Genomic DNA, 20134 nt, shown 5'->3' with positions numbered 1-20134 from the left:
TCTTCTATCGGTTGAATTAAGAGGAAATCAGATCAGCCGAGACGGGATCAATTGTATCGAAGCTTCGAGGGGCCCGCTTTCGCAGGAGTAACTTGAGTTTCGAGAGTGCCATTTCGATGGGGTTCAGCTCCGGCGACAGGGTGGCAGGAAGAGAAGTCTTGCGCCTTTTGTCTTGAGCGACTGTTTTGCCCTTTTGCTTTTGTGGACGCCGACATTGTCGAGGATGACGACATCGCCAGGCCGACATTGTCGGCACAAGTTGTGTCTCGATCCAGGTTTCGAAGATGCGACTGTTCATTGGAGCATCGACGATCCATGGTGCGGTCAGGCCATGGCAGCGTAGACCGGCAATGAAGGTCTGCGTCTTCCATTTCCCGAAGGGAGCATTCACGGATCGACTGTTTGAAATCCCGAATCTGGTCGACACGCTTTAGGTCGCTCGTTAGCAAGGCCAGCAGTCGTGCGTCCAGATCTAACAATTCGAAATTGCATCGAGCTCCATTCAACCCAGAGGAGGGCGCGGATCGCTCCGCACCCGCGCTCCCTCATGAGATTGGCGATGAAGCTTTCCCAAGTTTAACCGAAGGTTCGCGGCCCCAGACACGAAGTTTACCGAGTTCCTTGACGAAGGCTGCAACAGTTTTGCCGGCTGCCAATTCAATCGTACCCTCATCGAGCTGACCGGCAACGCCCGCTTTTTCCAGGAGCGGCATGGCGGACTGGTCAAAACCTATGAACTTGCAGTGCTGAAAGGCGTCCGCGACGAAGTCGCGCGCAGTCGCTTCCTTAACAAGATCATCAATTGCTTGATGGGACGTCAAAAGGACAATTGCGTCGAACAAAATCGACGGCCCGCCATCAATCATATGATTGGCGTCGATAAAAGTTCCGTCGTCGGCTATGACACCGCCAACCTTGGGCGCGATCAGCTCGACGCTGGCTTTTTCGGCCACGACCGCCTTGATGAGCGTATTGAGCAGCTTTAGATCGACGCCGTCAGAAACAAGGATGCCAAGCTTGCGTCCTTCGAAACGTTTCGGTCCCCCCTCGACGATGCTAAGTGCGGGGGAGACATCTAAATCTTGGCGGGTCGGAATTGCCGCGTCAGCAGGATTGGGCATCGACTGAAAACCCAGCTTTTGCGCGACCGTGGTTGCAAGCGTCTCGTCGATATTAAGCAGGTGCGCTACCATCCTTTCTCGAATCGCTAATATTTCGACCTTGCTCAACTCAAACGTCAGCGCGGCAGCAATGTGACGCTGTTCCGCTGGGGTCTGGCTGATAAAGAACTGCCGGGCCTGGCTATAGTGATCCGCGAAGCTTTCTGGCCTCGCCCGCACCTTCTGCCCCTGTTCTTCCGCCGTGAAGTGCCGATAACCCCGCGACGGAGCTTCGCGCGGGCCGTCGCCATGTGAGTTCGGCTGGTAATTGGCGCGGCCCATGGGGTTGCGCATAGCCATATGCCCGTCCTGCTGGAAATTGTGCATCGGACACTTCGGCGCGTTGATCGGAAGGTGGGTGAAATTAGGGCCTCCGAGGCGTTTGAGCTGAGTGTCAAGATAAGAGAAGTTGCGGCCTTGAAGAAGTGGATCGTTGCTGAAATCGATGCCAGGTGGCACGTTCTGCGTCATGAACGCGACCTGCTCGGTCTCGGCAAAAAAGTTATCGGGCATGCGGTCGAGAACCAAGCGGCCGATCCGACGCACTGGCAAAACTTCCTCCGGAATGATTTTTGTCGGATCGAGCACGTCGAAGTCGAACTTGTCGGCGAAGTCCTGATTAAAAAGCTGAACCGCGAGCTCCCATTCTGGAAAGCTGCCAGACTGAATTGAGTTCCAGAGGTCGCGGCGATGAAAGTCCGGATCTGCACCGTTGATTTTGACGGCCTCGTTCCATACAACCGACTGCAGGCCCAGCTTTGGTTTCCAGTGGAATTTAACAAATGTAGATCTGCCTTGCGCATTAACAAAGCGGAAGGTGTGGACTCCAAAACCCTCCATGAAGCGGAGGGATCGGGGGATCGTTCGATCCGACATGATCCACATTACCATGTGCATGCTTTCTGGCGTTAAACTGATAAAATCCCAAAAGTTATCGTGAGCGGTTTGGGCTTGCGGGAAAGCTCGGTCCGGCTCCTGCTTGGCGGCGTGAACTAGGTCGGGAAACTTGATCGCGTCTTGAATAAAGAAAACTGGAATGTTATTGCCAACGAGGTCCCAGTTGCCTTCTTTTGTATACATCTTGACGGCAAAGCCGCGGACGTCACGTGCAAGATCGGCCGAGCCTTTGTTGCCGGCTACCGTTGAAAATCGCACGAATACCGGCGTTTTTTCGCCCGCACGCTGAAACACGTCTGCACGCGTTATGTCTGACAAAGATTCGTAGGTTTCGAAGAAGCCATGTGCGCCGTAGCCACGAGCATGGACCACACGCTCGGGAATACGCTCATGATCAAAGTGGAAAATCTTCTCCCGAAAATGGAAATCGTCCATCAAAAGGGGCCCGCGAGGACCAATACGAAGTGAGTTTTGATCGTCAGCGACTGGCGCGCCCTGTGAAGTTGTGAGCACATCCTGACCTTTTTCGGCAAACTGATGAAGTTCACCTCCAGGACCACGCTGAAGCTGCTGGTCGTGAATAGCAATGGTATCATCGGTCATAGATGCGGATTTCGATGGACGCTTGGCCATGATAATGTCCCCTGGTGAAAATCGTACAATTGAGAAAAGAGCCTGCCCACTGCGGCAGTTGGTTTGCTGTCCCCCTGACGGCGGCAAATACTCCTCGTGCACTGGCGCTATTTGATAGGGAGACGAGAGCAAACTTGGCTATGACAGGTTTGTTCCTGTCTGATAGCGGACGAATGACGGGTATGTAGAGAGCTTGCTTTGGTCGACGTACTCGGCTTAGACGCGCGACAGCGCCTGTGGGAACCCCCCGACGCTAAGGCGCGGTCCGGACTTTCTATTTGTCAGTGATAAACAAGTCGAGCAACTCAAAAGCCGAGGCAGGTTTAGCGATAAACGAAATACCCAGCGCCTCATCAAAGTGCGGAAGTGCAATTAGACCGGACGTCACAATGATCTTGATTTCTGGCCACTTAACTCGGCTCTGCGCCGCCAACCCGAGGCCGTCCAGGCTGCCAGGCATGTCGACATCGGTGAACAGGATGTCGATCACGTTATTCTTGAGGTGTACCAGCGCTTCGTCCGCATTGCCCGCTTCAAACGTTTTGTGTCCGGCTTCGTCAAAGAAATCGACGAAGTTATAGCGGAGCTGTGGCTCATCCTCCACAATTAGAATGCTGCGTTTGGCGCCGAGGCCAGAACGGGCGATTTGCTGCGCGCGCGTTATCACCTCGGCGCCATCGCTCGAAGCGCGGGTGCGCTCGAGAAGATTCCGTTCAAGTACCGCCTGCGCCCAATGCCTTTCGTCTTGGCCGAATGGTCGTCCTGCCTGTTCCCAAAGAGAATAAGCTCGAGCTGCTGTCCAATCGTCTCTGTTCTCATCCATGATCGTCGCTCGCGGTGATAGCAAGTTAAGGTGCGTGATTGGGAGCAGTGATCGACACTGTTCTCAACCTGGCTGTTTACGGCCGAGAAATGTCCAAGCTTGTATTTGGTTCCGGGGGAGTTTTGCCATGGGTTATCACCATTGGCACATTGACGTGCTTGAACACACAGTCATCCGGATCGCAATCGGCCACGCCAAGTTCGACCTTACGGTGTCGACCCCTACGAACATCTTGCGCGTATTCGCAGGGGACGCGATTTCTACGTCACACCTTATTTGTTCAGGTCTTTCGCCATCATAAGATGGTGCTCCAATCCGGGCCGTGTCTTCGCTGCCCACGCCTTGAGATCGGCGTTCTCACCCCTATCACTATATCTTTTGAACAGATCGACCGCGTCTTCATGCGTATCTTCCTGCTCTGAATGATATAGCTTGGCAAAGTCGTCACCCTTAACTTTCTTGAGATCATCGAGCATGTTTTGCTGCCCCGAGGTCATTGAGGCGGGGACAGTGGCCTTGATCTTTCCACTCGTAATCATGGCCTTCAACTCTTCCGAGGTCTTGGTATGATCGGTGATCATCTGCTGAGCAAAACTCCGAGTAGCCGTATCTTGCGAGCGCTCGAGAGCAAGCTTGCTGGCCTCGATCTCGAACATGTCTGAACTAGCCGCTTCGGTGACAAAGTCCTCGGTCTTCGGCGAAACGCCCATCACGGAATTGACGCCAGTTTTCTCGGCGGCCGACTGAGCAAGTACGGGAGACGATAGGGCAATCGCTACCCCGACAGCGGTGAAGATGGTTTTCATCGTGTGATACTCCAATCAGGTGAATAAAGCGCCCGGTTAACCTAGAGCTCGACTGATCGTTCCATGATGCAGTGTCCGTTCACCGTTGCGAGAGGAGCGGGAGAACTGGAAAAATAGAAATGCGACCGCTCAAGCCCAATTGAGGCACCAACGCCAAGCTCGAGTTCGAGCACATCGGAAGCTCACAAACCGCTGCGCCCATCGTCTCAACGCTCTAATGTTTAACTATAATCGCGAGATGCACGTCGACATCGCGTATGGTTGGATCCGCTGAGCTTGTCTGCCAAAGTATGCCCGGAGGTAAAATCTCGACCAATTCATTGCACACAATCGAGCAGGGCCGCTCACTCAGAAGACCGACCTATTATTTGCGATGAATCAATTGAATTCCCGCTGCCCGTGTTCGACCTCATCGACGATACATAGCAACGGGACATGCTGCTGAAGCGCATACCGGTGATACGATCACAAACCCCTGGCTCTTAGCTGGGTCCTCGTCTGCAACGATTAAGATGTTGTGGCCGATTTAGGGTCCGCGAGCGGCTCTATCTGCCATGAGGTTCTTGGTGTTCATCATTGAGCGATGGTAGGAAAGTTTCCACATCGCGTCGTTCGCGATCGGAAAGTGATGCGACCCTTTCTTTCCAGAACTCTGCCGCCTCCGGTGGATCACCTTCCCAATCGCGAGACGAGCCAAGGTTGTCATCGATCACCGCGACCCGACGCCCCCCCAAACGAATGTACTCGTCTGCCAACTGCTTTGAGCTATTTTCCATTTCCGATATCTCCTCAGTTACCGATAACTAAACTGTCAGAACGCCAGGGTGTTCCCACTCGCGTGCTGCTTCTTCGGATTGCACAGGCTCAGCCGATGGTCCAAAGTAGGCAGCTTTTCGGCACTTCAATTGCTCGAGGTGGTCCGCTGACGCTGCGTGAGTGACGCATTCGTGAACCCATGAACATCGACGCGAAGGACAATGGGTTTCGTTGAAGATAGTGTTGTGCTGCGTTCTCACCCTGGAACAGCGAGCGCATTAAAATTGCTTCAGCGCGACGATCTAAGAGGGCATCTTGCGCCCTAGACCCAGCACCGACAATGGGACGTCGCTGGTGCTGGGCGTAGACAAGTGGTATCCAACTCTGGAAAATATCCAGTGGAACGAGCGCTCGGCTTATTTTCGTGAATGGATGCGATTGCGACAACTTGGGTGAACGCACCGGGCTTGCTTGTATCCTCGGCGTCTGAGCACAGTCATCAGTCATCTGAGTTGCCCTCCATCGGGTTATCGATTTCGATCATGACAGGCGCGTGGTCGCTCGTGTGTTCCCATGATCGCGGTCCTCGTCGCACGGACGCCGTTTTTAGCCCGCGCGCCATGGCTGGGCTGAGCAATAGGTGGTCGATTCGAAGTCCGGCGTCCCGGGCAAACGAATTCCTCCAATACTTCCAAAATGTGTAGATCCGTTCGTCGGGATGTAGATGTCTGACCGCGTCCGTCCAGCCCTGCGTGATAAGATCGGCATAGGCCTTTCGAACTTCCGGCCGGAACAGTGCGTCGTCCATCCATCGTTCCGGCTTGTACACGTCGAGTACCGTGGGAATGACATTGAAGTCCCCTACAAGAACGGTTGGTACGTCCAGCTCCAGCAATTCTGAGGCATAGTTTTTCAGACGATTAAACCATCGAATCTTGTAGTTGAATTTTGGGCCAGGTGCCGGATTGCCGTTCGGGACATATAGACAGCCAATAAGCACCCCGCTGACAGCCGCTTCGACATAGCGGCTTTGGCTGTCTTTGGGATCGCCAGGTAGTCCCCGTCGGGTCACAGGGGGTTGTTGGCCTCGCGCAAGGATAGCGACCCCGTTCCAACTTTTTTGGCCGTGCCACACCGCGCCGTATCCGGCCTTTTCCAATTCCCGGCTGGGGAACGCGCTGTCTGTACACTTTAGCTCTTGAACGCAAACAGCATCGGGTTTGTCCTCTTTGAGCCATCGAAGCAATATGTCCAGCCGCGCGTTAATTCCGTTCACGTTGTAGGTTGCGATTCTCATCAGCCAAAACCCTTTGTCGCTTGTGGCGGTAGATAAGCACAGACTTTGCGAACGACGTCTCCAAAGGCCGTCTTGTGGCTTTGCATGCGTAAAGCGAGCCTGAAGAGGATTAACTGCTTGATAAAGATGGTCTTCGTAATTGCATCGGCCGGCTGCACAGCAAGGTTCGGTGAGAAGTATATAGCGCGGCGATCAGGATGAGACGCTGGCGACAATCTGGATGAGATTCTTAGGTCGCGGTCGGGATGAAGTTATCACCCTGATTGCCGCTGACAAGTCCTTCGTCGTTTTCTGATTGCCGCTCCGCGACAGGCACGGCTGAGGTCCTGATTGTCGCGGAGGAGGCCGGTCGGCCCCGTTGGCGCTTTTCCTCAAGGGCAGTTCTACGGCGATAGCTTTCGACGTTCATCTCGAAGATAGTGGCATGGTGGACGAGCCGGTCGACTGCTGCGAGTGTCATGGCCGGATCGGGAAAGACCCGGTTCCACTCTCCGAACGGCTGGTTGGCGGTGATCAGCATCGACCGGTGTTCGTATCGTGCCGAGATCAGCTCGAAGAGCACGCTTGTTTCCGCCTGGTCCTTAGTGACGTAGGCAAGATCATCAAGGATGAGCAGGTCGTATTTGTTGAGCTTGTCGATGGCGGATTCAAGCTGCAACTCCCTTCGGGCGACCTGGAGCTTCTGCACGAGATCGGTTGTCCGGGTGAACAACACCCTCCAGCCGTTCTCGATCAGGGCCAAGCCGATAGCGGCAGCGAGATGGCTCTTTCCTCCGCCGGGCGGACCGAACATGAGGATATTGGCTCCTTTGGCAAGCCAACTGTCGCCGGCGGTGATTGCCATGACCTGTGCCTTTGAGACCATAGGCACAGCATCGAAAGCGAAGCTGTCCAATGTCTTGCCGGGCGGCAAGTGCGCCTCGGCGAGATGCCGCTCAATCCTGCGATGCGCCCGTTCCGCCAATTCGTGCTCGGCAATCGCCGACAGGAAGCGAGCGGCCGGCCATCCTTCCCGGTCCGCCTGTTCGGCAAATCGTGGCCACAGGGATTTGATCGTCGGCAGCCGGAGCTCGTTGAGCATGATGCCGAGACGTGCTTCATCAATGACTTGGGCGTTCTTCATGCCGCTTCTCCTGTCCCAATCAGAATCTCATAGCCGTTGAGCGATGCGAGTTGCACATGAACGGTCGGCAGCTTGGCTGGGTCCGGGCCGAAGAGCGCTCGCATGGAAGCCAGATCGGGTAGCTGACCGGCATCGAGCGTCCTGGCCAATTCCTCGGCAAGCTCACGTTCGCAGCCGCGGTCATGCGCCAGCGCCAGGAGTTCGACGGTGATCTTACAAGCCTGCTTATCGGGAAGATGTTCAATCAGGGCTTCGAAGGCCTTGCGATATTCTTGGCGCGGGAAGAGCTTGTCGCGATAAACGAGGCCGCGGAGCGCCATCGGCTTTTTGCGCAGCGAATGGATGACGTGGTGGTAGTTGACGACCTGGTCGTGTCGCCCGTCAGCATGACCGCGTCCGCGGCGCAATGTCATCAAATGCGTACCGCCGACGAAGACATCCAGCCGATCGTCGTACAGGCGAACCCGTAACCTGTGGCCGATCAGGCGGGATGGCACCGTGTAGAAGACCTTGCGCAAGGTGAAGCCGCCGGTTCGGGACACCGTGACGACAATCTCTTCAAAGTCCGTGGTCCGGCGCTCGGGTAGCGCCTGCAGATGGGAGCGCTCTGCATCAATGCGCTTGCCATGGGCAGCATTGCGACGACTGACGATCTCATCGACAAAGGCGCGGTAAGACCCGAGATCATCGAATTCCTTGGTTCCCCGCATCAGTAGGGCGTCATGAACGACGTTCTTGAGATGGCCATGGGAACTCTCGATCGAGCCGTTCTCGTGTGCGACGCCTTTGTTATTGCGCGTCGGGGTCATCCGATAATGGGAGCAAAGCTGGGAGTAACGGTGTGTGAGATCGACCTTGGCATCGGCGTCGAGGTTGCGGAACGCCGCCGACAGGCTGTCGGTCCGATGATAAAGCGGCGTACCGCCCACGCACCACAGGGCATTTTGAAGCCCTTCAGCCAGCGCGACAAAGCTTTCCCCGCCGAGAATGACATGGGCGTGTTCAAAGCCCGACCAGACAAGCCGGAAGTGATAGAACAGGTGATCAAGCGCTTGGCCGGCGATAGTTACACCAAGACCGCTGGCGTCGGTAAAATCAGAAAGGCCCAGCCGCCCTGGCTCGTGCGTCTGGCGGAAGATGACCTCCTGTGCTTCGCCATGGACAGCACGCCACGACCGGATGCGTCGCTCAAGCGTGCGGCGGATACCTTCAGAGACTTCTGGATGCCGGCGCAGCATCTCGTTGTAGACGGCGACGGCACGGATGCCGGGTGCGGCCTTCAGCAGCGGGACGACTTCAGTCTCGAATATAGGCTCGAGGGGATCAGGGCGGCGGCGGCCACGCGGTGCTTTGCTTTGAGATGGCAGTTGTACCTCTTTGTCGAGGCGATATGCCGTGGCCCGGCTGATCGACGCCTTTGACGCGGCGATCTCTACGGAATGCGTTTGTCGGTACTTCATGAAGAGTCTCATCTGAGGATCGGTTAAATGGCGACCCGGCACAAACTGGTTCTCCGATCCAGAAAACCGCAAATGTACCGGACCGACCGCGATCTTGAGGCGCCGAAAATCTGCGCCACGCCGGGGTATGACTACGATCGGGCTACGCCCTCACTTCGTCACACCCCGGCGCGAGTCTCATCCTGATTGACGCTGAATCTCACCTTGATTGCCGCTATGCAGAGAAGTAGCTAGCCTTTTGCTCGCAAAAGTATTGCCGTTCATTGGAAGAGGTTGGCGGGTGGGTCAAGATCGATAGTTCATTTTGCTATGGAGCTGACATGGTTCTTTTGCGAGGCTTTGCAATCCCCCTGGATAAAACATCAGCGTTGCGAGTTTTTTGCCGTCGCAGGTCGGCTTTCCATTGCTTTCCCGGCATGTCCTGTGCCGAGAATTGCCATCAAGGCGCATTTGGTCAGGCCCTCGCTGTCGGTTCATCTATCGCTCTACCTGAAGCTCGTAATTTCTTCAAAAGCGCCAACGAGGAAAGCTGGTCTAGGTTCCGCTCTCCTGAAATGTTCACCCGCTGCCCGTGCCTTCGACGCTCACGGCAAAGGTGGTGTTGTTAAGTGAAAATGACTGGTTAAGACGCGAGTTTCCACTCCGGCGGAGACCAGGCTTTGGCGGATCGTTCGCATTTTATTAAATATGTCTGCGAATACTCTCGTCCGAGGGCGATCGAAATCTGGGTAAGCGAGTTCATCTCGTATCCACGGAAGGGAGACGGCCATGTGCGAGCGTACCGTACTTATCGTAGAAGACGAGCTTTTAATCCGGATGGTGCTCGCCGACGCATTGTTTGACCAGGGTTATGATGTGCTGGAAGCAGGGAACGTGATTGAGGCTGTCGCGATCATCGGGCAAAAGCGGGTCGATGCCGTGATCACTGACGTTGATATGCCGGGGGGCTTTAGCGGCCTGGATCTCCTGCGAATGATGTCGACAAATCACGCGAACGTTCCAGTTATTGTTGCCTCTGGTGGTCATCAACTGCGTCAGGATGATATGCCGGTAGGCGCGGTATTCGTCCCAAAGCCTTACAGTGTGAGAGGTATTGTGTCGATGGTCGGCGAAATGATCTGCGCCGACAAGCGCCGTCATGCGTGAACAGAAAAAAGAATCATGGGTCGAGTTGCGCCGAGTTTATCGTCTCGAAACTAATCAATGCGAACGCGGTCTATATCAGATTGTAGCAAGGTAATACCGTTGCGCTTGCCTTTTTCGATCGTATCTCTGAGCGGTGTAAACTGCACGGAGCCTGCGCGCCCGCTGCATGACGCAGAGCCTTCTGTGTGGAGCCCGGCCCCCCATCAGCGCTAGCAGTCTTGTCACACTGGTCAATGGAACATGACGTGAGTTACCTGCTCGCTCGGCGCTGTCCAATGTGGGTCACTCCGATGAAATGCGGCCGCGACTTTAATCACCTACATCCTGCCGCGGGACGTTCGTCTTGCGGAATGATGTCTTCTCGGTCCCGCAGGATGCGCTTCGAGCGGCCCCTTAAGGACCGCTCGACAAGGCATTGCACACGGTGGATCAACCGCGACGGTAACGCGAACGTTCTGCCTCAATTTGGTCCGCGGAATAAGGCTCAGCATTCTCGTCGAAGCTGTTCCAGCCCTGTTCCTCATAGTTGGCGCGTCGCGATGCATAATCGACCGGATGAGACTGAGACAGAATGGACTGAGCGGATGCAATCTTGCTCTCCTCGACCCTCGCGGTAACCACCGAACCGCCGCGGCGAATGCCCTCGGCGTAGAAGTTGGCTTCATCCTCGGGGACCCCTTCGCTTACCATAGCGCCGACAATCCCGCCAACCGCGCCTCCCGCGACCGCACCGGCGACAGCGCCAGCGGCCGTGGCAGCCAACCATCCAGCCGCGACGACCGGGCCGACGCCTGGAATCGCTAACATCCCGAGGCCGGTCAAAAGACCTCCTGCGCCGCCAGCGACGGCCCCGACGCCGGCCCCGGTTCCGGCCCCTTCTGCCGCGCGTGACCCCTGTCCTTCGACATCGATGTCATTTGCGTTGCTCGTGACAATACTGATGTCGTCAGACGGGACACCAGCGTTTTCAAGCGCTTTCACAGCGGAACGGGCATCGTCGTAGCTATCATATAGTTGAGTGACTGTTCGCATCTCATTTCTCCTCGTTTCGTTGTTACTTGGCCAGCGTCACGTTGCCCTGGAAGTCCAGGGAAACCTTAGCGTCTGCTCCATCCTTCTTTGCGTTCGCGCGCCAAACGCCTTGGTCATCGAGCTTCAAGCCTGTGACGTCGCTGTAGCCAGCGCCTTCGATGCGCGATTTAGCCTGATCTTCGGTGAAGCTGTTCTTGCCGGCGACCGGCGCGGCCGGGTTGTGTTGCGTGTTTATGGCCGGGGTAGTCTGCGAGGTTGAAGGCGCCTCGCTCTGCGCAAACGCACATGTTGCCGAAAGCATAATTGCGGCTGAAAGCGTTGTGATCTTTTTCATTGGTGTCTCCTCGATTTGCGATGGCGAAACCTAGAAAAAGACTGTTTGTTCCATGATTTACCGGAATTGTCTGATTGGGTTCATGGATAGCAAGCGCCCGTTTCCTCCTCTTTTTCTGCATCTTCTAGCAAGAGCTTCGCTCGGATTGAGCGGTCCTGTTTGTCCGGCTGTAACCTTGGAATATGAGACCAGACGTCGTTGAAGATTATGGGAAACGATAAGGCGAGTTTATCAGGAAACTGGACGCGAAGTTCCATGCATGGGCGGCCATATCTACGGTGAGCGGACGTCACGCACGTGCCACCGCCTCGTGCTGAGCGCACTACGTCGACGGACATAAAGTCCTTCCTAATTCGCGTGTATGCTCGGATTACATGTGTCTGGAAACGGCGACTTCGCCATTTTCCTCGCCATCCCAGTAGTGTAGCGATGAGCTTACGATCCGGATTACTACGAGATCTGACGTCAAGACGCCTTGAGGAAACCAGCGCTCAAGCCCCGAAATCCAATGCTCCTCGAAGGCGGCCCTGTCTTGAATGATCGTCGCCTTTCCTTGAACCGTAATGAACATTCCTGGAGTTCCAAAAAGGCTTGGCGCCTCCGTGAACGTCAGCAACACATCTTCTACGTTGCTAATTTCGGCAACTTTTCGTGTACCAGCGTGGGAAAAGAACCAGAAGTCTCCATCATAATCGACGTCACGGTTGTTGCTCATGGGCCGGCTGGAGATCTTTCCCGCGCCGTCATTTGATGACAGCATGCAGAAATCGATCTTCTTTATTTTGGATGCGAGTTCCTCGAAAGTCATCGTCGATATCCCTGATTTTGGGTTCCAGGAGATATCGCTTGAGTTACTCAATTGTTCTGATATCGGCACCGTTGCGTGACAAGCGCGCGGTATTTTGCCTGCAGAGTAGCCCTAAGGGATTGTGCGGGTTTAATGCCGCGTTGCCACGGCCAGGAGTAGAGGTCGCCATTCGGTACCCGAACGCAATGGATGGACTGCGGATGACAGATTGTGGTCTGCGGCCTTCTGGAGTGAGGGCAAACCACCGCTAAGTTGCCTGAACTCGCATTCGGGGGCATCCTTCAATCTGCTTTAGGCACATCCCCGAGTTGACCCTCGTTGGGACCATCGACAGACCAAGGGTCGATAGGGTGCCAACACTAGAGAGGCTGGCAAGCTGACGCCCATGGTTTCACGGAGACTGTCCTGTCCCTGCTGCCTTTATTTACTTCACGTCGAAACACTCGCGCGATCGCGATAAGTATACAAGCGCCAATGAAGCCTGCAATGAGGTAACCCAGCCAACCTCTAAGCGCCACACCGAAGACGGAAAGGATGGCATTCGCGACAAGTGCGCCGACGATACCTATAACGATGTTCATGATCACGCCCATGCGCCCATGTCGGATCTCATGAACTTCTCGGCGAGCCAACCAGCGATCCAACCGATTATTATTGCCGCTATCCCGCCAATGCCTGCCTGTTCCATTTGTGAGTTAATGTCTTTCGCGCCGTCTTCAATCCAACAAGATTTCACTGGCGCTCCACCAATTCCAGGCGGCCGAGAGACTGTTTTCCTCCCAACTGACCGGCAAAAGTGAAACGAGTGAGGGGAACCAATCTAATTGCCCCTTGTTCGGTACTCGGCATCCTGTGCTACCCGGATGTTCGCTCGATCTTATGATCGGGAAAGGCCCTCGCGAAAATTCGCGGGGGCTTCATCGCACGAGGAGCTGATCGCGGTTAGCACCGGCTGGATGCGAAGACACAAAACGAGCTTGATGCGGAACCCGGTGGGAACCGCGTTCGACAAGGCTATCACAGCGGATTGGTGTCTGTTGATCTTTAAGTCCAGTCCAACGCAAAGCCGTCCTTGGCCTTATACTCTCAGCGTCGGGGCCTCTTTGCATGCGAAAGAACGGCGGCTTTGTCTAACGAGGTCGGCCGCCGCAATTCGAAGCTCAAGGTCGGCGATTGCGTTGTCGTTCCATTTACCATTTCCTGCGGCGGATGGCGGCAGTGTGAACGGGGTCATCATTCACTCCGCGAGCTGTCCAACCCAAACTGTGCGAAGGAAGCCGAGCAGATCGGGTATCTCGCCGCGGGTCTTTTCGGCTATTGGGAACTCAACGGGCGATTTCCCGGAGGGCAGGCGCAGTATCTGCGCATGCCTTATGCTGATGTTGGTCCGATCAAGGTTCTTGACGATTGGGCGCCGAGCAAGTTCTGTTCCTCTCTGATATCTTCCCAACAAGATACATGGCTGCGGGAAACTGCGACATACAATAAGGGTAGACCAGCGCCGTTCCTTGGCTGTGGCCCGATGGGCCCGTTCGCTATCAATCCGCGTTCCTTCTCGGTGCCGAGCGCGTGATCGCGATCGACACCTTTCCCGAGCAGCTGGCGTTGGCGCAGCAGTAGGGCGCCGATACGCTCGATTACACTGACCAGGATCCACAGAAGCGTATTATCGACATGACTGTAGGAAGGGGTCCGACGCCGTGATTAAGGCTATAAGCATAGAAAGAATGGGGCCGGGGGACCGGTAGAAGCAATGGAATCGACGTTTACCAGCGCCGAGCGTCCTTATCCTTTGCAGCAAGCCATCCTTGCATACCGCCCAGGCGGTATCGTCTTACTTCCTGGCGTTTTCGTTGGGTCGACCGTCGCGGCTCCGCTCGATGCTTTCGTCGGAAAAGCCCTCAGGCCAAAGAAGGGGCAGACCATGTGCAGCGGTGCGTGCGACCGCTAATGGACCTGATTGTCGAGGGGAAGATCAATCCACCTTTCCTCATCACCCATAGGATCGGGTTGGATGAGGGGCCAGAGCTCTACAAAACTTTCCGCGATAGAAGGATGGCTGCGTAAAAGTTGCTATTCGACCAAACGGATAGTCTCCTTGGGGCCCTCCGTTGGAGGGAATGGCTCTACCGAGTGCCGAAGGGTTATTCCGCAGCGACCCTGAGTTCCGCCGCAATCGCGTCAAAGAATTCGATCGGGGCGATGATATCGAATTCGTCGATCATGTGGTGCTGGTCGGACCCGGGTACCGCCAGCGTCCAGTAATCGGGATCCGCGCCAAAGATTGTGGACACTTGCACAACGGTCGCGCTTCCCTTCGTGTGCTTTTGCGATCGCGCCCAATAGAACGCATCCGGGATCAATCTCGTCATCACGCTCACTCCTCACAGAAGCGATGAAGATACCAGAATTATTATGAAACGCCACGGTTGGATTTTGTCGAATACCGTACCATCGGCCACCAAGACGTGGGGTTATAACATCCAGTCAGGCAGCGGCACGTTGATCAAGATTATTCTTTAAGGTAAACCCATGTTTCGTCGATGAAAACTCCTTCCTAGCCTTGGTTAGGTACATCATCGGCAAACGGCTGATAGATCCAACGAGCAGCACGTGAAGTCGGGTCAACAAGCCATAGAACGCCTTTTCCAGGCAGAACGGTTCTTCCTCGAAAGACAATCAAGGATCGGAAATGCGAGGAGCATCCATGAATAGTGTGTCAAGGCCGGCCAGCCGCAAAATTCCCGCGTCCACGCGTGGCCCGCGATAGGCGGTCTTTATCGGTTGCCGATGGACACGCTGGCCGCACGAGTGACAAAATCTCGATTGGAGCGCGAATAACAATGGCATCAAATGTGCAAAATGCGAGGAGACGGAAGCGAAAATGCCGACCTATGAGGCGAGACCTCGAGGGCTATCGTTGGAAGCTTCACCCTGATCGTTCGCAGGCTTTTCAGCGCAGCTGCATAGCGTGCTTAGGAGTGAGGATCGAGAACCGTTCAGACGACAACAGTTTGGCGCGGCCGACAAATCGCCGCCCGCCGAGGCCGCTGATGTGTGATTACGGTGGATATTACGAAGACTTGCCATGTGACGGCTCGTGTTCGTCAAGAGGGGCACTGTCAAAGCCCCATGAGCTCATCTGATCGGGCCGTCCGCGCCGCGCTCCCTAATCTGGGGAGGGCCCTCGCCAATTTGCAACAAAGGCTAGAAACATAAAATATCCCTCGCTTCTAGAACTAGCTGAAAAGCACTATCTGCAGTAGATGTCGAAAATGGTTGAATCAAAGGGATCAAGGGCTTCGAAAAGGAGTAAGGGGTGGCTGACCAAGCTGCTCGCCGGCGCTGGCGGGCTATTGGCCGCTACGGTTTCACTTGGATACTCGCTGTATGAGCGCAGGCAGGCCGATATCGTCCCTAAGGTGGAAGTGCAAACGCCGGTGGATGCGGGACGTTGGAAGGTGATTGTCAATGCAAGCGCTTTAGGGCCGCAGATGCCCAATGGAGCCAAAGTGTCTTCGGGCAGAAAAGCCATCATTGTCAGCATGATGCTGGAAAACCTGTCAGCGCAGAGCTCCAATCTTTATGGAAGCTTGATTAAGCTTACCAATCTACCCAATATACCAAAGCCGCAATATTATCTGACGCGTGACCGGGCGATACTGTGGGACCTCCAACCGCGGATGCCCGAGGCGGTGACTGCGGTATGGGAGGTTCCGGAGAATGCCGCGTTGCCCGCTGTTCTAAGGCTGCAGATTGAGGGCGAGTTCTTCAAGCCAAGGGACAATCTCTACAGCGCACCTGGCTGGTTCTCGTCGGGGACCATTGCAGAAATAGCATTGCCGCTGGATGGTAAAATGCCGGAGACAGAACCTTGAGGCGTGCGGTACTCATGATCCCGGTTGTTCTAGCGGCAGCGATTCTGCTTGCTTCACTGCAGGCAACGACGCCACCCTATGCCACATTGACCGGGCCAATTGGCACCGTGGGTCGCCAGAGCGAGACGGTCTCGAGCAATACGTTCAGCGTGAAGGTCAATCGCGTTCTGAAGGCGAAGAACATTGGCTACGAACAGTTCGGACGGGCCGCCTCTCTAGGGAGTTCCGGCGTTTGGGTCGTTATCTCCGCCGAGTTGCAGGCGTTCCAGAAAACCATGCCGGTGCGCGCTGCAACCCTGGTTGGCGCATCCGGTCGAATGTACCGTCAGTCTCGACGTGCGGGGGATGCACCGAACATTCTTTCGGCAAAAATCGCTCAACCTGGTCTGCCGACGAACGGCTTGTTCGTTTTCGAGCTTCCCGAAGATGAGATATCTAACATGAAACTGGTCCTGTCCGAACAATACGATCCGCAGCTTAAGGACGAGATCAGCGTGTTGCTCCAACCTGATGACACGGCCCCGCAAGCAAGATTGGAGATCCGCAAAGATGGTGTCTGATCGCACCAGATGGACATGGTGGCTGTCGCTGGCAAGCCTGCCGTTTCTGCTCGCGGTAGCGGTCGCGATCAATGCGTGGCGAAACATCGAGGATTACAGGCGTCGGATAGATACCGATGTCGTGCAAGGGGCGGGGGAGCTCGACTATGCCGGCGCGATGTGGCGCCTCGAAAAGATGAGACTGATTGGCGATGGACGCGACATGCAACTGCGTCTACCCGGCGAGATGCGGCTAATTATCGTTCGAATTGCCGCAACCGCCGCTCGCGAGATCGGTGACGGGTGGGGCCAATGTGAGGTCAGCCTTGTGGACGGGGCGGGGCGCCGCTGGTTGCCGCTCGATGTTATTTTATCAAGCGACATCAGCCGCGATCTGGAGCCTGCCAACGAACCCTTGAAAGGCTGCGGGATCACGTCGCTCGATCCGCCTCATCAAGATCATGCCACCTTGATCGAAGAAAAGTTCGTGGTTCCCTCGGCGGCGGTCTCCAGCCTGTCTGTCAGGTTAAGCGTCGGGCCGCTGCGGCCACACGCGATAGGCTTTCCGCTTGCGCTTAACTGATAGTCACGTCTTGCCGGGGCGCAATTCCCTCCCTTTCCATACCCGACCTTGAACGAATCCGATTTCCAATGTCGCCGCAAGCAGGCAAATCTTGATCGGCGTTACCAGCAGGCCGTCGCCAGGATCGCTCGGCGTGCCGATGAAGGGTGAAATCGTCTGCGCGATGACCTGCCAAAGCGGCAGGTCATGTGGCCCGATGAACTGCGCGAGCCAATACCAGCCCCAGGCGGAGGCCCAATCCAACACCCGATAGCCGACAATGGCGACGAGGATAGGACCAACACCAGAGTTTAGCGCCAGGCCGATCCCTTCGGCGAGCGCGCGATATCGTTTCAGCGTACCGGAGATGAAGTGCGAAATGAAATCGCGCACCGACTTCGGCAGAGCCTGCCAGCGGGAGACGGCGCCGGCGAGGCGCCCTTCGCCAGGTGTGTGCGTGCTATCGATGTCATAGCCATAGACGAGGGCAGCAAGTGTGAGCCAGACGATCGGGTAGAGCGCATAGAAGAAGAGGCTGACGAGCCGCGTTGTGATCGGCGGTGACGCGAATTCGGGCGGCAGCGGTACGTCCTGTTGTGCAATGGCCTGCGTTATTGGTGCAAGAAGGCTGATCAGCGTGCCGATGGTTTCCGGGAGATGGCTAAACCAGGCTCTGATCTCATCCTGCCATTCCGACAGTACGAACAGACCGATGAACGCCCAGTTGGCTTCGCAGACCACAATGAGGATCGGCCAGATCGGCGCGCGCGAATGCTTATGCATCGCCTTTGCGAACCGCCTCACGGCCCAGGCGACGACGACGGGCATGACCAGCGACATGCCGCCGGAGACATCGAGCAGTCCCGCGGCCTCGCCTGCCATGAAGAGACTGAGCGACAGGCGGGAATAGTCCCTTACCGTATCACCCAGGAACCCCCAAGCGGTATAGAAGGCGAAGAAGGGGACAAGGCTCAGTGCCAAGACGCCGAGAAAATCACCGTGGGGCGAGTGAGGCTCCGCCTCGGTCGAAGTATCCGACTGATCCATCGTTCGATGCGAGGCGGCATTCATTGCGGGAAGACCGCGCCGAACGGTTTCGAATAACGCCACGATGACGACAAGCTTCAACAGGACAACCACGGCGAGGACCGAAAGACCTGCAAGCGAGTTCCAGCGTCCAATCATGGCAGCGATTTCATTGAGGAGCAGATTTCCGATGAAACCGAGCAGCCACAGCGCCGCCAGTTGGGGCCAGAAACGCCAGATGAGGGAGACGGTCAATCGCAGGTGATGCAACGCGGTCTGGAAGCCGCCGTCGGAAGTAGTCGGCTGAGCGGAATAGGACATCTGTTGCTGATACCATTCAGACGATCTCCGGCCAAGCCCGGCACGGATTGTGCGCATAGGTGGAGGCTTGAAATCTCCGGGCGTTCGTCCGCATGGTTCAGCTATGCCGTATTTTGGCGGACAATCAACGCGATGCCTGACGAGAGGACCGGCCCACCGCCTGTCTAAAGTGAGGCGCCGAGGTCGCCGGCTTCGATCCCAAGTGCTGCGGCAAGTGCCGTCCTGCCGTTTCCGGGCATCATTGCGATGCCGGCATTGATAGCTTCGCGCCATGATGCGCCGCGGTCCCAGGCCTCCTGATAGGCTTCGGCCAGCAGATCGCTCTGGCGTGTCAAAGCGAGCGCTTCCGAAAGCAGCGCCGCTTGCTGCAGATCTTTGTCTCGCTTGGCCCGACCCAGCGCATCCGTGGATCGCCTTGAAGCGACGATGAGCTTATGGATCGCGTAGCGCTCAGGCGCCGGAACAAGCACGTTAACGCCTTCCCTGTGCAGCAAAACGGTCCGTACAGGCTCGTAAATCAGGTAGTCGAGGAACCTCAGGTTTTCCGCTGAGGCGCCGCCGAGAGCGGGCATTGGCGATGGTTTGCCCGTATAGTCGTCGGATCCGCGGTTGCTCGTCAGGAATTCGACACGGTACCCCTTGCCGTTTTGGAATGAGATGACTTTGGCTTGATCGGCCTGGTGCGGGATCGGTCGGAAACCGGGATCGATCGTCTGCAGCAGGTTTAGGACAGGCGGCAGGCTGTCGGCTACTCCAGCAGAAATCGCAAAGTCCTGCGCGAAGTCCGCATCCCAGGTTTGCATCGCCGACGAGGGGAGACGCACGCCGAGGTGGCCAGCGTAAGCACCGAAGGCGTCGGAGCCGATGAGGACGGCGCGCAAGCGGAACAAGCCGGCATCGGCGAGAGCCTTGGTAATGTCGCCGGCGAAGGCGTCCGGTCCGGCAAGGCCGGCGCTTCGACGAAGGGTTCCGACCATTCGCCGACGCCCCCGGATATCATCTTTGAGCGCTTTGTGTGCCATTACCCGCGCGGTAATAGCGTCATCGCTGTGCGGGCCAACGTAACGCCTTTTATCGCCATCAGGCGTAGGGAGATCAAAGTACCAGTAGTCCTTCCCTTTGACCGGCACCGTGACAAACCGGCCCTCAAGGGGGAAATCTGCTTGGAATTGTCCATGGAGTGAGCGCTGGGCCAGTTCCGCGAACACTGTTCGATAAATTAAGTCGATTGTTTTCATGTGCAGATCGTTCCAAGCGGGTTACGTCACGTTTCCAGGCGGACGTTTTCGAACGATACCGCCAACGTTATAATGTCCCCTCCAGAAAATTATAACGTTCGTAAAAGATGTCAATCGTTGCTGTTTATAATGTTTTAGGGAATAAATTATAACGGCGTGTCAGCTGGTGCTCGTCCTGAGCGATCATTTCGGTCATAGGTGCGTCATGGCAGCCGAAGGCCCGCCAGCGGTTGATTATCCAAGAAAACATGATAAATGTCCTCATCTTTATCGTGGCGGCAATGAACCGCAGCTC

Annotated in this window: 18 protein-coding genes and 2 pseudogenes; 5 read left to right on the top strand and 15 right to left on the bottom strand. The window is 56.0% G+C overall.

What is annotated here, in order from left to right:
- Positions 1 to 16: 16 nt before the first annotated feature.
- The 8 genes and pseudogenes from ACIQUB_RS25120 to istA form a co-directional block, all read right to left on the bottom strand.
- A pseudogene (locus ACIQUB_RS25120) lies at positions 17 to 388 on the bottom strand (transposase); the annotation flags it as partial.
- A 157-nt stretch (positions 389 to 545) separates the two neighbouring features.
- A complete protein-coding gene (gene catE / locus ACIQUB_RS25115) occupies positions 546 to 2690 on the bottom strand; it encodes a catalase C (protein ID WP_402933358.1) in 2145 nt (714 codons plus the stop codon).
- 274 nt (positions 2691 to 2964) lie between these two features.
- Positions 2965 to 3513, bottom strand: coding sequence for a response regulator (locus ACIQUB_RS25110; protein ID WP_402933355.1), 549 nt, complete (start codon positions 3511 to 3513; stop codon positions 2965 to 2967).
- A gap of 272 nt (positions 3514 to 3785) precedes the next feature.
- Positions 3786 to 4319, bottom strand: coding sequence for a DUF4142 domain-containing protein (locus tag ACIQUB_RS25105; protein ID WP_402933352.1), 534 nt, complete (start codon positions 4317 to 4319; stop codon positions 3786 to 3788).
- A gap of 545 nt (positions 4320 to 4864) precedes the next feature.
- On the bottom strand, positions 4865 to 5095 hold the full coding sequence (locus ACIQUB_RS25100; protein WP_402933349.1) for a hypothetical protein: 231 nt from the start codon (positions 5093 to 5095) through the stop codon (positions 4865 to 4867).
- A 479-nt stretch (positions 5096 to 5574) separates the two neighbouring features.
- Positions 5575 to 6372, bottom strand: a complete 798-nt coding sequence (gene xth, locus ACIQUB_RS25095) for an exodeoxyribonuclease III (RefSeq protein ID WP_402933347.1) — start codon at positions 6370 to 6372, stop codon at positions 5575 to 5577.
- 229 nt (positions 6373 to 6601) lie between these two features.
- Positions 6602 to 7495, bottom strand: a complete 894-nt coding sequence (gene istB / locus ACIQUB_RS25090; protein WP_402933344.1) for an IS21-like element ISRel5 family helper ATPase IstB — start codon at positions 7493 to 7495, stop codon at positions 6602 to 6604.
- Positions 7492 to 8967 carry an IS21 family transposase gene (gene istA / locus ACIQUB_RS25085; protein WP_402933342.1) on the bottom strand — a complete coding sequence of 492 codons (1476 nt, stop codon included), beginning with the start codon at positions 8965 to 8967 and terminating at the stop codon, positions 7492 to 7494. The genes istB and istA overlap by 4 nt, the downstream gene beginning before the upstream one ends.
- A gap of 756 nt (positions 8968 to 9723) precedes the next feature.
- On the opposite strand from istA, the gene ACIQUB_RS25080 reads away from it, so the two are divergent.
- Positions 9724 to 10101, top strand: a complete 378-nt coding sequence (locus ACIQUB_RS25080) for a response regulator (protein WP_402933339.1) — start codon at positions 9724 to 9726, stop codon at positions 10099 to 10101.
- A 429-nt stretch (positions 10102 to 10530) separates the two neighbouring features.
- Here the strand turns inward: ACIQUB_RS25080 and ACIQUB_RS25075 are convergent, their stop codons facing one another.
- The 4 genes and pseudogenes from ACIQUB_RS25075 to ACIQUB_RS25060 form a co-directional block, all read right to left on the bottom strand.
- The gene (locus tag ACIQUB_RS25075) at positions 10531 to 11133 is read right to left on the bottom strand and encodes a general stress protein (RefSeq protein WP_113238819.1); all 603 of its coding nucleotides are present in this window, start codon (positions 11131 to 11133) and stop codon (positions 10531 to 10533) included.
- Positions 11134 to 11155: 22 nt separating this feature from the next.
- A complete protein-coding gene (locus tag ACIQUB_RS25070; protein WP_402933335.1) occupies positions 11156 to 11467 on the bottom strand; it encodes a PepSY domain-containing protein in 312 nt (103 codons plus the stop codon).
- Between the two features lie 370 nt (positions 11468 to 11837).
- On the bottom strand, positions 11838 to 12284 hold the full coding sequence (locus ACIQUB_RS25065; RefSeq protein ID WP_402933476.1) for a pyridoxamine 5'-phosphate oxidase family protein: 447 nt from the start codon (positions 12282 to 12284) through the stop codon (positions 11838 to 11840).
- Positions 12285 to 12706: 422 nt separating this feature from the next.
- Positions 12707 to 12963, bottom strand: a pseudogene (locus ACIQUB_RS25060) (GlsB/YeaQ/YmgE family stress response membrane protein); the annotation flags it as partial.
- Between the two features lie 438 nt (positions 12964 to 13401).
- Between ACIQUB_RS25060 and ACIQUB_RS25055 the strand changes: the two are divergent.
- Positions 13402 to 13848 carry an alcohol dehydrogenase catalytic domain-containing protein gene (locus ACIQUB_RS25055; RefSeq protein WP_402933332.1) on the top strand — a complete coding sequence of 149 codons (447 nt, stop codon included), beginning with the start codon at positions 13402 to 13404 and terminating at the stop codon, positions 13846 to 13848.
- Positions 13849 to 14419: 571 nt separating this feature from the next.
- Here ACIQUB_RS25055 and ACIQUB_RS25050 read toward each other — a convergent pair.
- Positions 14420 to 14647 carry a hypothetical protein gene (locus tag ACIQUB_RS25050; RefSeq protein ID WP_113238821.1) on the bottom strand — a complete coding sequence of 76 codons (228 nt, stop codon included), beginning with the start codon at positions 14645 to 14647 and terminating at the stop codon, positions 14420 to 14422.
- A 903-nt stretch (positions 14648 to 15550) separates the two neighbouring features.
- On the opposite strand from ACIQUB_RS25050, the gene ACIQUB_RS25045 reads away from it, so the two are divergent.
- Genes ACIQUB_RS25045 through ACIQUB_RS25035 form a run of 3 tightly spaced genes read left to right on the top strand, consistent with a single transcriptional unit; the run spans position 15551 to position 17275 of the window.
- Positions 15551 to 16153, top strand: a complete 603-nt coding sequence (locus ACIQUB_RS25045) for a hypothetical protein (RefSeq protein ID WP_402933329.1) — start codon at positions 15551 to 15553, stop codon at positions 16151 to 16153.
- A gap of 14 nt (positions 16154 to 16167) precedes the next feature.
- On the top strand, positions 16168 to 16713 hold the full coding sequence (locus tag ACIQUB_RS25040) for a hypothetical protein (RefSeq protein WP_402933326.1): 546 nt from the start codon (positions 16168 to 16170) through the stop codon (positions 16711 to 16713).
- Positions 16703 to 17275 (top strand): hypothetical protein, encoded by a 573-nt coding sequence (locus ACIQUB_RS25035; protein ID WP_402933323.1) that lies wholly within the window; start codon positions 16703 to 16705, stop codon positions 17273 to 17275. Before ACIQUB_RS25040 ends, ACIQUB_RS25035 begins: the two co-directional genes overlap by 11 nt.
- Before the next feature lie 3 nt (positions 17276 to 17278).
- Here the strand turns inward: ACIQUB_RS25035 and ACIQUB_RS25030 are convergent, their stop codons facing one another.
- The gene (locus ACIQUB_RS25030) at positions 17279 to 18382 is read right to left on the bottom strand and encodes a hypothetical protein (RefSeq protein WP_402933321.1); all 1104 of its coding nucleotides are present in this window, start codon (positions 18380 to 18382) and stop codon (positions 17279 to 17281) included.
- A 383-nt stretch (positions 18383 to 18765) separates the two neighbouring features.
- Positions 18766 to 19839: a GSU2403 family nucleotidyltransferase fold protein gene (locus ACIQUB_RS25025; protein WP_402933318.1), complete on the bottom strand. Its 1074-nt coding sequence runs from the start codon at positions 19837 to 19839 to the stop codon at positions 18766 to 18768.
- Positions 19840 to 20134 lie beyond the last annotated feature (295 nt).

It is taken from the genome of Rhizobium sp. NPDC090275, assembly GCF_044772225.1.
Classification (GTDB): Bacteria; Pseudomonadota; Alphaproteobacteria; order Rhizobiales; family Rhizobiaceae; genus Rhizobium.
Note: the sequence above shows the minus strand (reverse complement) of the source record. Positions and strands in the feature narration are given on the sequence as shown.

Bases quoted from the DNA above. Each gene is read 5' to 3' on its own strand.
- catE (WP_402933358.1), bottom strand. From the start codon at position 2,690: ATGGCCAAGCGTCCATCGAAATCCGCATCTATGACCGATGATACCATT.
- ACIQUB_RS25110 (WP_402933355.1), bottom strand. From the start codon at position 3,513: ATGGATGAGAACAGAGACGATTGGACAGCAGCTCGAGCTTATTCTCTT.
- ACIQUB_RS25105 (WP_402933352.1), bottom strand. From the start codon at position 4,319: ATGAAAACCATCTTCACCGCTGTCGGGGTAGCGATTGCCCTATCGTCT.
- ACIQUB_RS25100 (WP_402933349.1), bottom strand. From the start codon at position 5,095: ATGGAAAATAGCTCAAAGCAGTTGGCAGACGAGTACATTCGTTTGGGG.
- xth (WP_402933347.1), bottom strand. From the start codon at position 6,372: ATGAGAATCGCAACCTACAACGTGAACGGAATTAACGCGCGGCTGGAC.
- istB (WP_402933344.1), bottom strand. From the start codon at position 7,495: ATGAAGAACGCCCAAGTCATTGATGAAGCACGTCTCGGCATCATGCTC.
- istA (WP_402933342.1), bottom strand. From the start codon at position 8,967: ATGAGACTCTTCATGAAGTACCGACAAACGCATTCCGTAGAGATCGCC.
- ACIQUB_RS25080 (WP_402933339.1), top strand. From the start codon at position 9,724: ATGTGCGAGCGTACCGTACTTATCGTAGAAGACGAGCTTTTAATCCGG.
- ACIQUB_RS25075 (WP_113238819.1), bottom strand. From the start codon at position 11,133: ATGCGAACAGTCACTCAACTATATGATAGCTACGACGATGCCCGTTCC.
- ACIQUB_RS25070 (WP_402933335.1), bottom strand. From the start codon at position 11,467: ATGAAAAAGATCACAACGCTTTCAGCCGCAATTATGCTTTCGGCAACA.
- ACIQUB_RS25050 (WP_113238821.1), bottom strand. From the start codon at position 14,647: ATGACGAGATTGATCCCGGATGCGTTCTATTGGGCGCGATCGCAAAAG.
- ACIQUB_RS25045 (WP_402933329.1), top strand. From the start codon at position 15,551: ATGGTTGAATCAAAGGGATCAAGGGCTTCGAAAAGGAGTAAGGGGTGG.
- ACIQUB_RS25040 (WP_402933326.1), top strand. From the start codon at position 16,168: ATGATCCCGGTTGTTCTAGCGGCAGCGATTCTGCTTGCTTCACTGCAG.
- ACIQUB_RS25035 (WP_402933323.1), top strand. From the start codon at position 16,703: ATGGTGTCTGATCGCACCAGATGGACATGGTGGCTGTCGCTGGCAAGC.
- ACIQUB_RS25025 (WP_402933318.1), bottom strand. From the start codon at position 19,839: ATGAAAACAATCGACTTAATTTATCGAACAGTGTTCGCGGAACTGGCC.